Genomic DNA, 19,025 nt, shown 5'->3' on the forward strand with positions numbered 1-19,025 from the left:
TTAACGGGCTGGTGCTTTATCGTTCTCACGCTTAACAACCGGTTTACCAGAGAACAAAAACTTCAGTAACGGGATGCGTAAATGAATTTCATACAGAATTATCGCAATCCCTACTACGAATATCAGGCCACAGAGAAAACCAAGCCAGTTGGAGGTGATGTGCGGTGTAATGTACGCGCCGAAAAACAGCGTTAACGGGTGGTGAACCAGATAGATAAATAGCGATGCGTTAACAAAGTAAGTCACCCGCGCTGACTGGAAGTTAAGCAAACGGTGGCCGAAGGAGAAGACCACATTCACCATCCACAGACCGAGGACCATGGTAATCACCGACTCGGTTTCGTACATCCAGGCATCGCCACTGCCATAGCGCTGGTTGAGTAAATAAGCGACAAACGCCAATGCTGCTGCAAGGGTACAGCCACGAGACGGCGTGGTAAACAAGGCTTTAAGATGAGGGAAAATGAAAGCCAGTGCGCCGAGGATAAAGAACGGCAAATAAAATAACGTTTGCATGACAATAAAATTGAACATGCCGTTACTCAGAATGGGTGGATACACAATAAAAATCGTTCTTCTTATTACCGCATAACCGATGCCGAGGCACAAAAAAATCACCGATAATTTTACCATCGAGAATTTTTTATTCGTTTTATCAGAATTTTCTAAATTATTTCTGATGCGTTTAAATATCCATACGCACAGCGTCGTCATGACCACTAACACCAGTAAAAACCACAGGTGTGATATTAATTCCCAGGCCAACGTATTATATTTGTCATACAATGACAGCCCAGGCCAACTTTCCGCTTTCCCTTTGACGTATTGCAGCATAATAAATTGCGGCAATGTCAGTAAGGGGATGGCTGTTAACATCGGGATCCCTACACGTTCGACACGTACTTTCCACCATTTTTTCAAGGGATAGCGTAAAAAAAGCATGTAGGAAAAGTACCCGGATATAACGAAAAATACCTGCATGCGGAACGAGTGGATGAAGTCATTAAAAAGGGTCAGCCACAATGACGGTTCGGCGCTATTCACATGCCATGTATGGCTCGAATAGATTAAAGAAATATGAAAAGGGATCCCTAACAACATCAGCCAGGCGCGGATGGAGTCGAGGAAATATTCACGTTGCGCGGGTACTGGATTCATATATGGTTAACTAATCTCGGATTTTTCGTCTTATCCCTGTCGGGTTATGCCTTTAGGCTTGTTGCCATAGCGACACCGACCTGACCGCGCCAGACGCAGGCTTCAAGGTTTTTATGCATAGCATCATCGCTACCACTAACCAGAATGGAAGCGTCTGTAAGACGGTTGATAAATAAATTTGCTGGCAAACCCTACACGAAGTCGATGCTTCTGTCTTTAGGAGAAGCACGGAAAGTGAAAACGGTTGCAACCAGGTGCTTAATCCATGAGCCAGCGTGCTGAACGATACCGGGATTCTGTTGTCGGAATGGCTGGTTATCCATTAAAATAGATCGGATCGATATAAGCACACAAAGGGGGAAGTGCTTACTAATTATGAAACATAAACTACAAATGATGAAAATGCGTTGGTTGAGTGCTGCAGTAATGTTAACCCTGTATACATCTTCAAGCTGGGCTTTCAGTATTGATGATGTCGCAAAGCAAGCTCAATCCTTAGCCGGGAAAGGCTATGAGGCGCCTAAAAGCAACTTGCCCTCCGTTTTCCGCGACATGAAATACGCGGACTATCAGCAGATCCAGTTTAATCATGACAAAGCGTACTGGAACAATCTGAAGACCCCATTCAAACTCGAGTTCTACCATCAGGGTATGTACTTCGATACCCCGGTCAAAATAAATGAAGTGACTGCCACCGCAGTCAAACGAATCAAATACAGCCCGGATTATTTCACTTTCGGCGATGTTCAGCATGATAAAGACACGGTAAAAGACCTTGGTTTTGCCGGTTTTAAAGTGCTTTACCCGATCAACAGCAAAGATAAAAACGATGAAATCGTCAGCATGCTCGGGGCCAGCTATTTCCGCGTGATTGGCGCAGGTCAGGTTTATGGCCTTTCTGCCCGCGGCCTGGCAATTGATACCGCCTTGCCATCGGGTGAAGAATTTCCACGTTTCAAAGAGTTCTGGATCGAGCGTCCAAAACCGACTGATAAACGTTTAACCATTTATGCATTGCTTGACTCGCCGCGTGCGACAGGTGCTTACAAATTCGTGGTTATGCCAGGGCGTGACACGGTTGTGGATGTGCAGTCGAAAATCTATCTGCGCGATAAAGTCGGCAAACTGGGGGTTGCACCATTAACCAGTATGTTCCTGTTTGGGCCGAACCAACCTTCGCCTGCAAATAACTATCGCCCGGAGTTGCACGACTCTAACGGTCTCTCTATCCATGCCGGTAATGGTGAGTGGATCTGGCGTCCGTTGAATAACCCGAAACATTTAGCGGTCAGCAGCTTCTCGATGGAAAATCCGCAAGGCTTCGGTCTGTTGCAGCGCGGTCGTGATTTCTCCCGCTTCGAAGATCTCGATGATCGTTACGACCTCCGTCCAAGCGCATGGGTGACTCCGAAAGGGGAGTGGGGCAAAGGCAGCGTTGAGCTGGTGGAAATTCCAACCAACGATGAAACCAACGATAACATCGTCGCTTACTGGACTCCGGATCAGCTGCCGGAGCCGGGTAAAGAGATGAACTTTAAATACACCATCACCTTTAGCCGTGATGAAGACAAACTGCATGCACCAGATAACGCATGGGTGCAACAAACGCGTCGTTCAACGGGGGATGTGAAGCAGTCGAACCTGATTCGCCAGCCTGACGGTACTATCGCCTTTGTGGTCGATTTTACCGGCGCAGAGATGAAAAAACTGCCAGAGGATACCCCGGTCACAGCGCAAACCAGCATTGGTGATAATGGTGAGATAGTTGAAAGCACGGTGCGCTATAACCCGGTTACCAAAGGCTGGCGTCTGGTGATGCGTGTGAAAGTGAAAGATGCCAAGAAAACCACTGAAATGCGTGCTGCGCTGGTGAATGCCGATCAGACGTTGAGTGAAACCTGGAGCTACCAGTTACCTGCCAATGAATAAGACAACTGAGTACATTGACGCAATGCCCATCGCCGCAAGCGAGAAAGCGGCATTGCCGAAGACTGATATCCGCGCCGTTCATCAGGCGCTGGATGCCGAACACCGCACCTGGGCGCGGGAGGATGACTCCCCGCAAGGCTCGGTAAAGGCGCGTCTGGAACAAGCCTGGCCAGATTCACTTGCTGATGGACAGTTAATTAAAGACGATGAAGGGCGCGATCAGCTTAAGGCGATGCCAGAAGCAAAACGCTCCTCGATGTTTCCCGATCCGTGGCGTACCAACCCGGTAGGCCGTTTCTGGGATCGTCTGCGTGGACGCGATGTGACGCCGCGCTATCTGGCTCGTTTGACCAAAGAAGAGCAGGAGAGCGAGCAAAAGTGGCGTACCGTCGGCACCATCCGCCGTTACATTCTGTTAATCCTGACGCTCGCGCAAACTGTTGTCGCGACCTGGTATATGAAGACCATTCTTCCATATCAGGGGTGGGCGCTGATTAATCCTATGGATATGGTTGGTCAGGATCTGTGGGTTTCCTTTATGCAGCTTCTGCCTTATATGCTGCAAACCGGTATCCTGATCCTCTTTGCGGTGCTGTTCTGTTGGGTGTCCGCCGGATTCTGGACGGCGTTGATGGGCTTCCTGCAACTGCTTATTGGTCGCGATAAATACAGTATATCTGCGTCGACAGTTGGCGATGAACCATTAAACCCGGAGCATCGCACGGCGTTGATCATGCCTATCTGTAACGAAGACGTGAACCGTGTTTTTGCTGGCCTGCGTGCAACGTGGGAATCAGTAAAAGCCACCGGGAATGCCAAACACTTTGATGTCTACATTCTGAGTGACAGTTATAACCCGGATATCTGCGTCGCAGAGCAAAAAGCGTGGATGGAGCTGATCGCTGAAGTCGGTGGCGAAGGTCAGATTTTCTATCGCCGCCGCCGTCGTCGCGTGAAGCGTAAAAGCGGTAATATCGATGACTTCTGCCGTCGCTGGGGCAGCCAGTACAGCTACATGGTGGTGCTGGATGCTGACTCGGTAATGACCGGTGATTGTTTGTGCGGGCTGGTGCGCCTGATGGAAGCCAACCCGAACGCCGGGATCATTCAGTCGTCGCCGAAAGCGTCCGGTATGGATACGCTGTATGCGCGCTGTCAGCAGTTCGCGACCCGCGTGTATGGGCCACTGTTTACAGCCGGTTTGCACTTCTGGCAACTTGGCGAGTCGCACTACTGGGGACATAACGCGATTATCCGCGTGAAACCGTTTATCGAGCACTGCGCACTGGCTCCGCTGCCGGGCGAAGGTTCCTTTGCCGGTTCAATCCTGTCACATGACTTCGTGGAAGCGGCGTTGATGCGCCGTGCTGGTTGGGGGGTGTGGATTGCTTACGATCTCCCGGGTTCTTATGAAGAATTGCCGCCTAACTTGCTTGATGAGCTAAAACGTGACCGCCGCTGGTGCCACGGTAACCTGATGAACTTCCGTCTGTTCCTGGTTAAGGGTATGCACCCGGTTCACCGTGCGGTATTCCTGACGGGCGTGATGTCTTATCTCTCCGCTCCGCTGTGGTTTATGTTCCTCGCGCTCTCTACTGCATTGCAGGTAGTGCATGCGTTGACCGAACCGCAATACTTCCTGCAACCACGGCAGTTATTCCCGGTGTGGCCGCAGTGGCGTCCTGAGCTGGCGATTGCACTTTTTGCTTCGACCATGGTGCTGTTGTTCCTGCCGAAGTTATTGAGCATTTTGCTTATCTGGTGCAAAGGAACGAAAGAATACGGCGGCTTCTGGCGCGTTACATTATCGTTGCTGCTGGAAGTGCTGTTTTCCGTGCTGTTGGCTCCGGTACGCATGCTGTTCCATACGGTCTTCGTCGTCAGCGCGTTCCTTGGCTGGGAAGTGGTGTGGAATTCACCGCAGCGTGATGATGACTCCACTTCCTGGGGCGAAGCGTTCAAACGCCACGGCTCACAGCTGCTGTTGGGGTTAGTGTGGGCAGTTGGTATGGCGTGGCTGGATCTGCGTTTCTTGTTCTGGCTGGCACCGATTGTCTTCTCGTTGATCTTGTCACCGTTTGTTTCGGTGATCTCCAGCCGTACTACAGTGGGTCTGCGTACCAAACGCTGGAAACTGTTCCTGATCCCGGAAGAGTATTCACCGCCGCAGGTGCTGCTTGATACCGATCGTTTCCTCGAGATGAATCGTCAACGCTCCCTCGACGATGGCTTTATGCATGCGGTGTTTAACCCTTCATTTAACGCTCTGGCAACCGCCATGGCGACGGCGCGTCACCGCGCCAGTAAGGTGCTGGAAATTGCCCGTGACCGCCACGTTGAACAGGCGCTCAACGAGACGCCAGAGAAACTGAATCGCGATCGCCGTTTGGTGCTGCTAAGCGATCCGGTGACGATGGCCCGTTTGCATTTCCGCGTCTGGAATTCCCCGGAGAGATATTCTTCCTGGGTGAGTTATTATGAAGGGATAAAGCTGAATCCGCTGGCATTGCGTAAACCGGATACGGCTTCGCAATAAAAACGTAGTTGCCTGATGCGCTACGCTTATCAGGCCTACATTGCTCCTGCAATGTGTTGATTTTGCAAGATTTTGTAGGTCGGATAAGGCGTTCACGCCGCATTAGGCAAAAACAACGAGCCAATAAAAATACCGGCGTTATGCCGGTATTTTTTTACGGGAGAGGTATCAAATGCGTTTCATCATGGTCAGTATTATGGTGACCTTGTTGAGTGGCTGCGGCAGTATTATTAGTCGCACTATACCGGGGCAGGGGCATGGCAACCAATATTATCCTGGTGTGCAATGGGACGTGCGTGACTCCGCCTGGCGTTACGTCACGATCCTTGATCTGCCATTCTCCCTTGTTTTCGATACTTTACTGCTGCCGATCGACATTCATCATGGCCCGTATGAGTAATTAGCGTTCATCCCACTCATCAGCCGCTGCCCGTCCTTCTTCCGTATCCAGCGGTGGCTCAAGCTGAAATTCCCCCTCGTCCCATTCATGTAATGTATTCTCTTCCTGCCACTCCTGGCGGATCTCTATCTCATCATAGTCGCCGTCAAAGACACTTTGCGCGGCTTCACCGCTAAGCATGGGTAAACATTCACCTTCTTCCCCTTCGTCGGCAAAAAACTCAACTTGCCACATGATGTCGCCGTCCTGCAAAACGTATTTTTGGGCATTGAACTGTTGCACATTCGCGTCTTCGGCGTCGATGCCGGGGTTGTCTGCAAGAAATTCTTCGCGTGCAGCGTCAATGGCTTCTTCAAGCGTTGCGTACATGGTCATCACGATTCTCCCTTTGAGTTGATGAGGTTTCAGGGAAAAGGATAGCTGATTCTCCGCTATTGCAAGTATGAAAGGCGAAAAATCAGTTTGATACCTGGGGTATCCGACGACGGCGCAGACTGTTCCATGAATAGACTGCGTTGAATAACACTACGCCAGCGGTGACGAGGAATACCGCTCTGAAACCGTAGTTCGCTGAAATCGCTGCTCCCATCAATGGTCCGGTAACGTTGCCAATATCACGAAACGATTGGTTATAGCTGAAGATACGCCCGGCGATTTGGTTGCTCGAGTTGTAAACTAACAGTGTCTGTACGGCGGGGAGTAGTGCACCATCCGCGGCACCGAGCAAAAAACGTAAAATCCCAAGTTGCAATGGCGTCTGAACATAAGACATTGGGATCAACAGCAGTACAGAAAAGATCAGCGCCGTAATCAGGATCTTTTCGGGGCCGATTCGATCGCCAAGTTTGCCGAGTCGTGGTGCACTCAGCAGAGCAGCCACGCCAGGCACCGAGGCGATCATGCCGCTGATAAAGGCGACATTACTGACGTTACCCGCCAGTTCGCGGACATACAGCGTCAGAATAGGGGCAATTGAACCCGTCGCCACCTGGATGATTAACGTGGTGACAAACAGGCTGAGTACCAGTTTCGGGTTTTTAAGTGATGTCACCACTTCCCGCATATGCAGCATCTCTTTTTTGCTGACTGGCTGGAATTTTTCTCGGATGCAAAACAGGGTGACGAAAAAGCAAAGTATCAGCACACTGGCGGTAATAAAGAATACCGGACGTAAGCCGTAGCTATCGGCAAGCAAACCACCAGCCATTGGGCCGAGCAACGCGCCGCTAACGCCGCCTGTGGAGAGCGTACCCAGCGCCCAGCCGCTTTTATTACGCGGTACTTGTGTGGCGATCAGTGCGTTAGCGTTGGGAACAAATCCGCCAAGCAAACCAAGCAGCGCCCGCAGGATCAAAAACTGCCAGATATTTTGTGCCATCCCCATTAACACCATCACGATGCCCATCCCAAGGGCAGAGCGTAATAGCATGAGTTTTCGGCCTTTACGGTCGGCGAGTCCACCCCAAAACGGTGAGGCGATGGCCGAAAATAAAAATGTAATGCTGAAGACAATACCGGACCACATATTCAAGGCGGAGTGGCCCGTAACGCCAAGCTGCTCAACGTAGAGGGGTAAGAAGGGCATTACCAGGCTGAAGGCGGCACCGGTAAGAAAACAGCCTAGCCAGGCGACGATCAGGTTTCGTTTCCAGTTTATAGGGGTGTCATTTTCACAGGGTGACATAGCAATCCGCTGTTGGTGCGCCAGGCGCGGTGAACATAAGAAGAAAAGATAAGCACACTAATTATGCGCCCGACTTCCAGGGGGCGCAATCCAGAGAGCTTTTATCGCTAAATCAGGAGGATTTGCTGTGGGAATGCCGGATGCCATTCTCAAGCATCCGGCATGGGAGATTTAATAGCGTGAAGGAACGCCTTCCGGACGTGTTTTAAAGCGACGGTGTAACCACATATACTGCTCTGGTGCCATCATGATGCATTTTTCGACCACTTTGTTCATCCACGCGGCGGTGGTTTCGGCATCATCCAGCGGCGGAGAACACTCTGGCGGTAGCATAATCAACTGATACCCTTTGCCATCTGGCTTACGGCGTGGAACGAAGGGCACCAGACATGCGCCGGACATCCGTGCCAGCATCCAGGTTCCGGTTGTGGTCGCAGCCTGCTCAACGGCAAACAACGGGACGAAAACGCTTGAGCGCGGGCCGTAATCATGATCCGGTGCGTACCAAACCACTTCGCCTTTTTTCAGGGCTTTAATCATGCCTTTTAAATCTTTGCGGTCGAGCATCGATTTATTTGAGCGCAAACGGCCCCAGGTTTGTAGCCAGTCAATCAGTGGGTTATCGTTCGGGCGGTAAACGCCAATCCCGGGTTCCTGCATACCAAATTGCCGCGCACCCAGCTCCAGAGTCAGAAAATGGATGCCAACTAACAGGATGCCGCGTTGTTGCGCCTGCACGTCACGAATGTGTTCCATGCCGATCACTTCCGTCCAGCGGGCGATCCGGCGGTCTGGCCAGAACCACGCCATGCCGGTTTCCATCAGCCCCATACCAACAGATTCGAAATTCTTCACCACCATTTCACGGCGTTCTTGTTCGCTCATTTCCGGGAAGCACAGTTCCAGGTTGCGATGCACAATTTTTGCGCGTCGTTTCATAAAACGTAACGCCAGTTTTCCTAATCCACAACCGAGGCGGTAGATAACCGGGTAGGGCAATTGCACGACTAACCAAAGTACGCCAATACCCAACCAGGTTAACCAATAACGCGGATGAAGCAGTGCGGTGGAGAACTTGGGTAGATTCGTCATATCAATCCTGTTTTTCAACCTATTCGGGCAATTGTATGTATTGTCGCATTTTTTCGCCCGCAACCAAAATTTGTGGCTGAAGACTGGGCGAAATTACCGCGCTTGTAAATAATAAATAATTTTTAATGCGCAAATGTAGCGTAAAATGTGTGGATGTTAATTATCGATAATTGCTATATCATGCCGCGGATTTTTACTTTCCCATCTCGCAGGAACCGTACACCATGCCAGTGTTACACAACCGCATTTCCAACGACGCGCTGAAAGCCAAAATGTTGGCTGAGCGCGAACCGCGCACCACCATTTCGTTTTATAAGTATTTCCACATCGCCGATCCGAAAGCGACCCGTGACGCTTTATATCAGCTGTTTACTGCGCTGAATATTTTTGGGCGAGTGTATCTGGCGCATGAGGGGATTAACGCGCAAATCAGTGTACCTGCGAGCAATGTTGAAACATTTCGCGCACAGCTATACGGCTTCGACCCTGCTTTAGATGGCTTACGCCTGAATATCGCGTTGGATGATGACGGGAAATCCTTCTGGGTACTGCGCATGAAGGTGCGCGATCGCATCGTAGCCGACGGTATTGACGATCCTCACTTTGATGCCAGCAATGTTGGTGAGTATCTGCAAGCGGCAGAAGTGAACGCCATGCTTGACGATCCCGATGCATTGTTTATCGACATGCGTAACCACTATGAGTATGAAGTGGGGCACTTTGAAAACGCGCTGGAAATTCCGGCAGATACCTTCCGTGAGCAGCTGCCAAAAGCAGTCGAGATGATGCAGGAACATAAAGATAAAAAAATCGTTATGTACTGCACCGGCGGCATTCGTTGTGAAAAGGCCAGTGCCTGGATGAAACATAACGGATTCAATAAAGTCTGGCATATCGAAGGCGGAATTATTGAATACGCCCGTAAGGCGCGCGAGCAGGGCTTACCGGTGCGTTTTATTGGCAAAAATTTTGTGTTTGACGAGCGGATGGGCGAACGTATCTCTGATGAGATTATCGCGCATTGCCACCAGTGCGGTGCGCCGTGCGATAGCCATACCAACTGTAAAAATGATGGCTGCCACCTGCTGTTTATTCAGTGTCCAGTATGTGCAGAAAAATACAAAGGTTGTTGCAGTGAGATTTGCTGCGAAGAAAGCGCGTTACCGCCAGAAGAACAGCGACGCCGTCGGGCAGGACGTGAAAATGGCAATAAGATCTTTAATAAGTCTCGTGGACGTCTGAATACAACACTGGGCATTCCTGATCCAACAGAATAAATATCATTGCCGGATGCGTGTCATCCGGCAACATTTCACGCTTACTTCTGCTGTACGCCTTCCACTGAAATAATCAGATCCACTTCCTGAGAAGCTGGACCTAAATCTGTCTTGATATTGAAGTCTTTGAGCTTAATTTTGCCTTCGGCCTCAAAGCCTGCACGTTTACCGCCCCACGGGTCGTCGCCCTGACCAATTAATTTCGCTTCCAGCGTGACGGGTTTGGTTACACCATTCAGCGTCAGATCGCCGGTAATATCCAGTTCGTCACCGTCTTTCTTCACGCTGGTGGAGGTGAATGTTGCCTGTGGATATTTTGCGGTATTGAGGAAATCCGCACTGCGAAGATGTTTATCGCGTTCGGCGTGATTAGTATCGACGCTGGTGGTGTTAATTGTCACATTCACTTTATCGGCAGCTGGATTTTTTTCATCAAAGGTAAAAGTACCGTCGAAATCTTTAAAGGTGCCATATAACCAGCTATAGCCAAGATGCTGGATGCGGAAGTTAACAAAGGCGTGCTGACCTTCTTTGTCAATTTTGTAATCGGCGGCAACCGCTGAACCGGCAGAGAACATCAGGGACGCGAAGGTTAAACCAAGCAGGCTTTTTTTCATTTTTTATACTCCATAGTCAGATGACGACTTTCCCAGCATGCGCTTCAGAGTGTCGTCTTTATCGATGAAATGATGCTTCAGGGCCATAAATCCGTGCATAACGGACAGTACTACGACGCTCCACGCGAGCCAAAAATGCAGGGCACCGGCAAAGTCAGCCTGTGCGCCAGCGTCGGCGAGGGTCGCGGGGACGTCAAACCAGCCAAAAACGCTGATCGGTTTACCATCGGCAGTGGAGATCAGATAGCCGCTGATGCCGATGGCGAACAGCAATAGGTACAATGCAAGATGTCCAGCCTTTGCGCCAACACGAGTCATGGGCGAATAACTTTGCAGCGGACCCGGCGGTGGAGATATGAAGCGCCAAAGAACGCGAATAACCAGCCCCATCATTAACAAAATGCCGATGCTTTTATGCAATTCGGGTGCTTTGTGGTACCAGCCATCGTAATAGCTGAGCGTGACCATCCACAGACCTAAAGCAAACATGCCATAGACAATAATTGCGCTTAGCCAATGTAAGGCCGCAGATATAACACCATAGCGTTCAGGGGTATTTGTGAATGACATAAGTGCATCCAAAACGAATTTGCGAGAGAAAGAAAATGGCGTGTCGGAGAATGAATTGCAACACAAAAATAACAAATTGAATGATATTTATTTTTATTTCAATAATTTTGAATTAATAATGAAAGAATCTTCATAAGTTTAGTGGGTTCAGCATCTGGAAGGTCTGGTGAGTGCTGTAGAGGCAGGAAGAATCTCATTCAATTTTTCACGCTAAATGAAAGGGAGATTAAATATTTGTCAGTTTATGTCAGTGCGGAAAAACTAAAAATAAAACACGTAGATCAGGTCCATAATTGCCAACAGTCCCCAGAGAAAAAGATAAAGCATCAGATGCTCGCGAATATTATTGATGAGATAGTGCAACAGCCGACGCATTAAATACTCCTGTAAAAACGGCCTCATTCTGGAGGCCGTAATGATGATTATTGGAAGCGGGAAAGCCTGAATGGCGTCAAATCAAAATCGCTTTTTTTGTCTTGCGCAAAATCGGCAGCTATTTCCCCTAAAACTGACGCAAATTTAAAACCGTGCCCGCTCAGGCCGGTAATGAGCAGTGTATTATCGTGGCCGGGTAGAGTATCGATAATAAAATCTTCGTCAGGCGAATTATCATAGGTGCAGGCAGCGCCGTACAGGCAGCAACCGATACCCGGCAATACATTGCGCAAGAACGGGAAGGCTTCTGACCCATCACTGGCCACTTCCGCAAACGGAACACGTTCATCCGCTGAATGGATAACCTGGCCTCCGTTATGTTTGCCAATCTTCAACGCGTCGTTTTCTGCCGGAAAACCATAATATTGATCGCCATTGGGCAGTTCACCGGTAAACGCCGGGAATTTATTCTTCACGCTATAGCGACCATCGGCCTGATACCAGGCAAATACTTTGCGTACGGGCTGGACAGGCAGTTCCGGGAGCAGATCTTTTACCCATGTTCCCGCGCAGACGATCGCTTTTTTCGCCTGATACTCACCGTCAGCGGTTTCAATAGTTACGCCATCATCGTCATGACGAATTGCGGTGACCGGGCAGTTGAACAACTGCGCACAACCCGCTTCCTTCGCCAGTTGGATCCAGGTTTTAATCGCCAGTTCGCTGCGTAAAAAGCCGGAATCAGTCTCAAATAATCCGATGTAGTTGTCCGGGACGCGTATTTCCGGCCAGCGGGCCATAATCCCTTGCGCATCGAGCTTTTCAACGTTGAGTTGCCACTGTTCGGCGCTGTGGGCGACGTTGGCGAGAAATGTGGAATCAGCCGGGCCAAGGTTAATGACGCCAGAGCGTACAAAAATGGGATCTTCTTCGTTGTGGCGGGAGAGTTCATCCCACAGCGTTTGCGCGCGGAGGACCAGCGGGACATACTTTTCGCCTTCACCATAAGCATGGCGAATTAATCGCGTATCGCCGTGGTGGCTGCCGTGTTGATGCGGTGGCATATGGGCGTCGGTCATTAGCACGTTTAAACCGGCACGGGTTGCATAATACCCGGCGGCAGCGCCTACGGAACCGCTGCCAATAATGATGAGATCGTATTTCATTTTTTTCTCTCTGCTCTCATGGTTTAAGCAGAGTAATTAACTGAATGCAGATATACAACCCAGAAATGGTAAAGGCACCAGTGAGGTGCCTTTTGGGTGGATGGTCATGTCATGTTAATGACGCCGATACTCGTTTACCGGGAAATCACCGGATTCAATTTTGGCGATTCCTGCTTCTAATATCGAAATAAATTGTCTGGCAACATCAGTGGTTAACCAGAGCGTCTGACCAACTTCAGTCCCTTCCTGCTCGGACTTATTTGGGGTCTGGTAGTGCAAACGCAACATCAGCGCATCATAGCTATCAACGGTGCTGATGTCCCACCCTACGAGCGGATGAGTCTGAATGACTTCATTATTTTTTTCCATCATGGCCCCCTAATTCGTGTTACTAGACAACGTTATTCGAGGTTCAATGCGTTTTTATCTGAAGCAACTTCAGTATACCAATAAGTAAGGGTATTCACCGAATTTTTAAAGGGGGGAACAGATAAATTTTTGCTTTTAAGATTTATATGAACAATAAAACAGCATGTCATTCATATTTTTTTAGCATATTGTGCAATTATTTTGAGGAAGTGTAGAAATTTTGTACTCGAAATTCGTAAGTAAAATAAAAAAGCCGGGGCGACCCGGCAAAAACAAAAATCACTGCATATTATTCGCTGACAAACCAGTCATCGGCGCTTTCCCACGTTTCCTGGAGAATTTCGCTAATGCGCTGTTTATCTTCTTTTGTCGCGCCAATAACCGATAAATTATTCGCTGCGGCATAACGTACCGATACGTGGCCTTCATTATCAGGAAACGCATACTGAATACGGCGGGAAAGTTCGCCAGCCAGGGCGTCAATAGCCCCAGCTGGCAATGGAGAAGTTTTCGCTATGGTGACTTCAATTCGCATAATAGCCCCCTGTTAAATATACTGGTTATTTATACAGTTAAAATAACCTAATGACAACAGGAAGCTACGATTTTTATTGTTTAACGGACCAGCGTACCGTTTCACCGGCGAGGAATGGCACCAGTGTGTCATCAGTCAATGCGATGCTTTCAGCAACCTGCTGTTCTTCGCGTACCAGTTCGATGAATGTGTCGTTGACCGGCAAGCCATAGAACTGTGGGCCGTTTACAGAACAGAATGCTTCAAAGTGCTGCAGAGCATTCATCTCTTCAAAGACGGTAGCGTAACTGCCCAGCGCGGTTGGGGCGTTGAAGCAGCCCGCGCAGCCGCAGCTGCTCTCTTTGCGATGACGTGCATGCGGCGCAGAATCCGTACCGAGGAATACGCGATTAAAACCGCTGGCGACCAGTTCACGCAGTGCCTGTTGGTGAATATTGCGTTTGAGGATGGGTAGACAATACAGGTGTGGACGCACGCCACCAACCAGCATATGGTTGCGGTTAAACATCAGATGCTGCGGAGTGATGGTGGCCGCCAGACGTTCATTTCCGTTACGGACATAGTCGGCAGCATCTTTGGTGGTGATGTGCTCAAAAACGACTTTCAGCGCGGTCAGGCGCTGGCGCAGCGGTTCCATCACGCTTTCAATAAAGCGCGCTTCACGATCAAAAATGTCGATATCTGCATGTGTCACTTCACCATGCACCAGTAGCGGCATACCGATTTTTTCCATGCGCTCAAGTACCGGCATGATTGCATCAACCGACGTCACGCCGTGGCTGGAGTTAGTGGTTGCGTTTGCGGGGTAAAGTTTTGCAGCGGTGAACACGCCTTCGTTAAATCCACGTTCCAGCTCATTAGGGTCCAGCGAATCTGTTAAATAACAGGTCATCAGCGGGGTGAAATCGTGCCCGGCAGGTACGGCGTCAAGAATACGCTGGCGATATGCCACGGCAGCCTCAACGGTTGTTACGGGCGGAGCCAGATTGGGCATTACGATAGCCCGTCCATAAATTTCGCTGGTATAAGGCACGACAGTTTTTAACATGTCGCCATCGCGGAGGTGAAGGTGCCAGTCGTCTGGGCGGCGGATCTTTAATACCTGGGATGGTGCAGTCATTAATCTCTATGCTCCGGCTGAAGGGATGTTTTTGCCGGACACAAAGGATAAGCGGAAACGTTTTCCTTTGCACGAAAAATAAAGGGCGCAAATGCGCCCTCGTGATTAATCAGTAAACGGAATGACAATTTCACCAGGCTTCACTTCAATACCTTTCGCCAGTTTCTTCGCCATTGCTTCGCCCTTACTGCCATCTTCGCGCAGGACATAAGCAGGTTGCTGGTTAAAGTAATTGCGTAATGCCTGGTTCAAATAGGGAAGCAACGTTTGCATCACCGTTTGCATTTTTTCCGGTTGTACCGTCGCATCGACTACTTCCATCTCTTTCAGGAAGATCGCGCCTTTTTCTTTATCAAACACAGGCAGCGCTTTCAGCTTCAGTTTCATGGTCGCTTTCTGGCTACCGAACAGGGAGTTCATGTCCAGATTGGCGTCTCCGGTTAGGGTAACCTTATTCGGCTCTTCGCGACCAATTTGGCTGGTCAGGTTTGTCAGAACAATATGAGCGTCAGCCACGCCGGGTAAACCGATATCCTTTGAGAAATTATTATGTTTCGCAAGCGACTGGTTAATTTCTTGTTCGGTGATGGTGTATTGGGTGAGTTGATTACAGCCAACGAGCAGGCCACTGACGAACAATACAGCGGCAAATAAAAACTTGTTCATGGTAGTCCTCGACATGAAATCTGCGTCAATATCCTGACACAACGCAGCATGTGTCACCAGCGATAAACGCGCCAGCAGAAAAAACTGAAAACGGCGGCAACCCGCGAATACAGGCTGCCGCGGCGGGTCAGGATTAAATCGCCATTGATGATAACAAATTGATTTGTGTCTGTTTCGCCATATTATCGCGGTAATCAGCAACGCGGCTTGGCCAGTTGATTCCGGCTACTAGCGTCAGATTCCGCAGGAGCGGAAATAGCTGAATATCATCTTCCGAAAGTTCGCCATTCACGGCGTTCGGTTTGACGATAAGTTTGTCCAGCGCACGTAAATCATCGCTGATATTCTTAATCAGACCGTCAGAGTGGGCCAGCAGGTCGGCAAAATTACCCGCGCTGGCTTCTTTCTTGTCGACAAAATATTTGCGTGCGGCGGGAGTAGAAAACTCATCAAATGCCGATTTGGCAAAACGCGGTAACAGCAGTTTGTTGGCGTAGCCGTTGACCTTGCGCAGCCATTCTTCAATGGCAGGTGAACGTTTGCCGGTCAGTAACGGTTTGCCGTCGAGTTTATCGACATAGTGAACGATGTCCATGCTTTCTGGCATATAGCGGCTGTCATCTTTTTGCAGAATGGGAACCTGTTTTTGACCGACCATCCGGGTGGGTGTTTCTGCGTCGTCATTGAGCAGAACATGTAATTCGACGGGGATATTTTTCAGGCCGAAAATCATGCGGGCTTTGAGGCAGTAAGGGCAGTGATCGTAAATGTATAGCTTCACGTGACTCCTCCATTTGGCTGTCAGTTCACTTTCAGTATGGAGGAGTCAGGGGGGAGTATCAAATCAGGCGTCGCGTTCCAGCAAACGACGCGCGGTGCGTTTCTGGCTAAACTGCCAACCCAGCGCAAGGAAAGTGAAGATGCCAATAATGCCCAGCATCATCCACGGAAGCTCTGGTTGGTGCGCTGATTTACCCAAGTCAAATAGCCAGCCACCACCGATATAACCAATCGCGCCGCCAATCGCCAGACCCAGACGGCTAAACCCCATATAGCTGCCGCGTGCTCTTGCATCTGCCAGCGAAGCACTTAAGGTTTCGCGCGCAGGCTCAGCAATGATCGACCCGATATAAAACAGACAAATCAGAGTGAAAAGTTGTTGTAGCCCGCTGACCATACCCACTGGCATCATGCTTAATGACATTATTAATAGCCCAGCCATCAATCGGTGTTCCAGACGAAAATGTTTTTCACTCCAGCGGGCGATAGGGTAGAGCAACGTTAACGACAGACACGCCTCAATGGCATACATCCATTTAACGGCAGACGGCGCGCCCGCGACGTCGTTGACCATGATCGGCAGCATCAGCATCACTTGTACAGCCAGCATGTAGTAACCCGCCAGCGTCAGTACATAGGTGACAAAACGCTTGTCGCGCATCACGCGGGTCATGCCTTCGCGAACGGGCGTGCGTACGGTGGAGAGTTTCCATGCCGGTAACAACCACGCATTGAACGCTGCACACAGCACAAACAAAACTGCCCCTGTGGCGCAGACCAGGCGAAAGTCGTATTGCAACAGCCAGCTCCCCAACAATGCGCCAATGACCGCACCGGCACTGTCCTGCATCATTAACAGCGAGAAAAAACGACCACGCTGTTGTGGACGGATTAGTTTCACCACCAGCGCCGAACGCGGAGGATCAAACAACGTGCCGCCGAGTCCCGAAAGCAGGCATGAAAACCACAGTAGCCACGGTTCGTGGGCAATACCCATTGTGGCGAATCCGGCGGCACGCATCAGCATACCGGTGACAATCATCGGTTTGGCACCAAAGCGGTCGGCAATTGCGCCGCCGAAAATACCCAGACCTTGCTGAATAAACTGGCGTAGGCCGAGGGCAATACCGACCATGACGGCGGCCCAGCCCATTTGATCAACGAAGCGGATAGAGATCAGCGGGAAGACAACAAAGAACCCCAGCACGACCAGCATATTATCGATGAGCAGGAAATATTTACCCAGGTTCCTCGCCTGCGACACGCGGGACATTTCCCCTCCCGGGAAATAAAAGATGAGCACTTTCTATTCTGCATTGCCGCTAAGACTTTTCCCATCACTTCGGGGACAATATTTTTTTATCAAAACGTCGCTTTGATAGAGAGTTTTTATCAAATATGTGAATAATGCAGAAAATGGCATTCTGGACTTTTCACAGGGTCTGGTTGCGCAGGTATAGTAATACTTACAGCGTATTAAAGACGTTACGGGAAGGAGTAGGTATAGAATGTTTGGCTATCGCAGTAACGTGCCAAAAGTGCGCTTAACCACAGACCGACTGGTCGTGCGTCTGGTGCATGATCGTGATGCCTGGCGTCTTGCGGATTATTACGCAGAGAATCGCCATTTCCTCAAGCCCTGGGAGCCAGTGCGCGACGAAAGCCACTGTTATCCATCAGGCTGGCAGGCCAGGCTAGGGATGATTAACGAATTTCATAAACAAGGTTCAGCTTTCTACTTTGGCCTTTTCGACCCGGACGAAAAAGAGATTATTGGCGTTGCCAATTTTTCCAATGTTGTTCGCGGCTCTTTTCATGCCTGCTATCTCGGTTATTCGATTGGGCAAAAATGGCAGGGCAAAGGACTCATGTTTGAAGCCCTGACCGCAGCCATTCGTTATATGCAGCGCACCCAACATATTCATCGCATTATGGCCAACTATATGCCGCACAATAAACGCAGCGGTGATTTACTGGCGCGATTGGGTTTTGAAAAAGAAGGCTATGCGAAAAACTATCTGTTGATTGATGGACAATGGCGCGATCATGTTCTGACGGCATTAACCACCCCAGACTGGACGCCTGGCCGCTAAGGAGAATCTGATGAAATATCAACTTACTGCTCTGGAAGCCCGCGTGATTGGCTGCTTGCTGGAAAAACAGGTGACTACGCCGGAGCAATACCCGCTTTCAGTAAATGGTGTAGTAACGGCCTGTAATCAGAAAACGAACCGTGAACCGGTCATGAATCTGAGTGAATCTGAAGTGCAGGAACAGCTGGATAATCTGGTCAAACGTCATTATCTACGCACGGTGAGCGGTTTTGGTAATCGGGTCACCAAATATGAGCAACGTTTTTGTAATTCAGAATTTGGCGATCTGAAACTGAGCGCCGCAGAAGTAGCGTTAATCACCACGTTGTTATTGCGTGGTGCCCAGACACCGGGAGAACTGCGCAGTCGCGCCGCGCGAATGTATGAGTTCAGCGATATGGCGGAAGTGGAGTCGACGCTTGAACAACTGGCGAATCGCGAAGATGGTCCTTTTGTGGTGCGTCTGGCCCGCGAACCGGGTAAACGCGAAAGCCGCTACATGCATCTTTTCAGTGGTGAGGTTGAAGATCAGCCGGCGGTAACGGATACGTCGAACGCGGTTGACGGTGATTTACAGGCCCGCGTCGAAGCTCTGGAAATCGAAGTGGCAGAACTGAAACAGCGTCTTGATTCGTTGCTGGCCCATCTGGGAGATTAA

General features: G+C 49.8%; 20 protein-coding genes. 6 read left to right on the top strand and 14 right to left on the bottom strand.

The features are described 5' to 3' along the window. Window positions 1–1,158, bottom strand: coding sequence for a glucans biosynthesis protein MdoC (gene mdoC, locus FQZ95_RS25535; RefSeq protein ID WP_001070350.1), 1,158 nt, complete (start codon window positions 1,156–1,158; stop codon window positions 1–3). Window positions 1,159–1,551: 393 nt separating this feature from the next. Here mdoC and mdoG point away from each other — a divergent pair, with 393 nt between their 5' ends. The 3 genes from mdoG (at window position 1,552) to FQZ95_RS25550 (ending at window position 6,023) form a co-directional block, all read left to right on the top strand. Further along, window positions 1,552–3,087, top strand: a complete 1,536-nt coding sequence (gene mdoG / locus FQZ95_RS25540) for a glucans biosynthesis protein MdoG (protein ID WP_001300662.1) — start codon at window positions 1,552–1,554, stop codon at window positions 3,085–3,087. Further along, on the top strand, window positions 3,080–5,623 hold the full coding sequence (mdoH, locus tag FQZ95_RS25545) for a glucans biosynthesis glucosyltransferase MdoH (protein WP_088541678.1): 2,544 nt from the start codon (window positions 3,080–3,082) through the stop codon (window positions 5,621–5,623). The genes mdoG and mdoH overlap by 8 nt, the downstream gene beginning before the upstream one ends. Window positions 5,624–5,795: 172 nt before the next feature. Next, window positions 5,796–6,023 (top strand): YceK/YidQ family lipoprotein, encoded by a 228-nt coding sequence (locus FQZ95_RS25550; protein ID WP_001211028.1) that lies wholly within the window; start codon window positions 5,796–5,798, stop codon window positions 6,021–6,023. Here FQZ95_RS25550 and FQZ95_RS25555 read toward each other — a convergent pair whose 3' ends face one another. The 3 genes from FQZ95_RS25555 to lpxL all read right to left on the bottom strand — a co-directional run bounded on the left by FQZ95_RS25555 (window position 6,024) and on the right by lpxL (window position 8,799). Continuing rightward, window positions 6,024–6,398, bottom strand: coding sequence for a MysB family protein (locus tag FQZ95_RS25555; protein ID WP_000180056.1), 375 nt, complete (start codon window positions 6,396–6,398; stop codon window positions 6,024–6,026). An 82-nt stretch (window positions 6,399–6,480) separates the two neighbouring features. Next, on the bottom strand, window positions 6,481–7,707 hold the full coding sequence (mdtG, locus tag FQZ95_RS25560; protein WP_032183921.1) for a multidrug efflux MFS transporter MdtG: 1,227 nt from the start codon (window positions 7,705–7,707) through the stop codon (window positions 6,481–6,483). 171 nt (window positions 7,708–7,878) lie between these two features. Further along, window positions 7,879–8,799 (bottom strand): kdo(2)-lipid IV(A) lauroyltransferase, encoded by a 921-nt coding sequence (lpxL, locus tag FQZ95_RS25565; RefSeq protein WP_001353291.1) that lies wholly within the window; start codon window positions 8,797–8,799, stop codon window positions 7,879–7,881. Between the two features lie 224 nt (window positions 8,800–9,023). Between lpxL and trhO the strand changes: the two genes are divergently transcribed. After that, window positions 9,024–10,076: an oxygen-dependent tRNA uridine(34) hydroxylase TrhO gene (gene trhO / locus FQZ95_RS25570; RefSeq protein WP_001353290.1), complete on the top strand. Its 1,053-nt coding sequence runs from the start codon at window positions 9,024–9,026 to the stop codon at window positions 10,074–10,076. Between the two features lie 41 nt (window positions 10,077–10,117). Here the strand turns inward: trhO and FQZ95_RS25575 are convergent, their stop codons facing one another. The 10 genes from FQZ95_RS25575 to mdtH form a co-directional block, all read right to left on the bottom strand. Beyond that, on the bottom strand, window positions 10,118–10,693 hold the full coding sequence (locus FQZ95_RS25575) for a YceI family protein (protein ID WP_000749261.1): 576 nt from the start codon (window positions 10,691–10,693) through the stop codon (window positions 10,118–10,120). Window positions 10,694–10,696: 3 nt separating this feature from the next. After that, a complete protein-coding gene (locus FQZ95_RS25580; protein ID WP_000011127.1) occupies window positions 10,697–11,263 on the bottom strand; it encodes a cytochrome b in 567 nt (188 codons plus the stop codon). A 261-nt stretch (window positions 11,264–11,524) separates the two neighbouring features. Further along, entirely contained in the window at window positions 11,525–11,638 is a 114-nt protein-coding gene (locus FQZ95_RS25585; protein ID WP_001253418.1) for a YceO family protein, read from the bottom strand. A gap of 47 nt (window positions 11,639–11,685) precedes the next feature. Beyond that, on the bottom strand, window positions 11,686–12,804 hold the full coding sequence (gene solA / locus FQZ95_RS25590; protein WP_000872833.1) for an N-methyl-L-tryptophan oxidase: 1,119 nt from the start codon (window positions 12,802–12,804) through the stop codon (window positions 11,686–11,688). Between the two features lie 114 nt (window positions 12,805–12,918). Next, a complete protein-coding gene (gene bssS, locus FQZ95_RS25595) occupies window positions 12,919–13,173 on the bottom strand; it encodes a biofilm formation regulator BssS (protein WP_000414437.1) in 255 nt (84 codons plus the stop codon). Between the two features lie 289 nt (window positions 13,174–13,462). Continuing rightward, window positions 13,463–13,708: a DNA damage-inducible protein I gene (gene dinI / locus FQZ95_RS25600; protein ID WP_001217754.1), complete on the bottom strand. Its 246-nt coding sequence runs from the start codon at window positions 13,706–13,708 to the stop codon at window positions 13,463–13,465. Window positions 13,709–13,781: 73 nt separating this feature from the next. After that, window positions 13,782–14,828, bottom strand: a complete 1,047-nt coding sequence (gene pyrC / locus FQZ95_RS25605; RefSeq protein WP_000126547.1) for a dihydroorotase — start codon at window positions 14,826–14,828, stop codon at window positions 13,782–13,784. A gap of 105 nt (window positions 14,829–14,933) precedes the next feature. After that, window positions 14,934–15,494 carry a lipoprotein gene (locus tag FQZ95_RS25610; protein ID WP_001353288.1) on the bottom strand — a complete coding sequence of 187 codons (561 nt, stop codon included), beginning with the start codon at window positions 15,492–15,494 and terminating at the stop codon, window positions 14,934–14,936. Window positions 15,495–15,627: 133 nt separating this feature from the next. After that, complete coding sequence (gene grxB / locus FQZ95_RS25615; protein ID WP_000780912.1) at window positions 15,628–16,275, bottom strand: glutaredoxin 2; 648 nt, start codon at window positions 16,273–16,275, stop codon at window positions 15,628–15,630. Window positions 16,276–16,338: 63 nt separating this feature from the next. Next, window positions 16,339–17,547 carry a multidrug efflux MFS transporter MdtH gene (gene mdtH / locus FQZ95_RS25620; RefSeq protein ID WP_000092207.1) on the bottom strand — a complete coding sequence of 403 codons (1,209 nt, stop codon included), beginning with the start codon at window positions 17,545–17,547 and terminating at the stop codon, window positions 16,339–16,341. Between the two features lie 235 nt (window positions 17,548–17,782). On the opposite strand from mdtH, the gene rimJ reads away from it, so the two are divergent. Together rimJ and FQZ95_RS25630 are read left to right on the top strand one after the other, a co-directional pair. Continuing rightward, complete coding sequence (rimJ, locus tag FQZ95_RS25625) at window positions 17,783–18,367, top strand: ribosomal protein S5-alanine N-acetyltransferase (RefSeq protein ID WP_000468190.1); 585 nt, start codon at window positions 17,783–17,785, stop codon at window positions 18,365–18,367. A 10-nt stretch (window positions 18,368–18,377) separates the two neighbouring features. Then, window positions 18,378–19,025 carry a YceH family protein gene (locus FQZ95_RS25630; RefSeq protein WP_000877119.1) on the top strand — a complete coding sequence of 216 codons (648 nt, stop codon included), beginning with the start codon at window positions 18,378–18,380 and terminating at the stop codon, window positions 19,023–19,025.

The organism is Escherichia sp. HH41S (genome assembly GCF_009820115.1).
Lineage (GTDB): Bacteria > Pseudomonadota > Gammaproteobacteria > Enterobacterales > Enterobacteriaceae > Escherichia > Escherichia coli_F.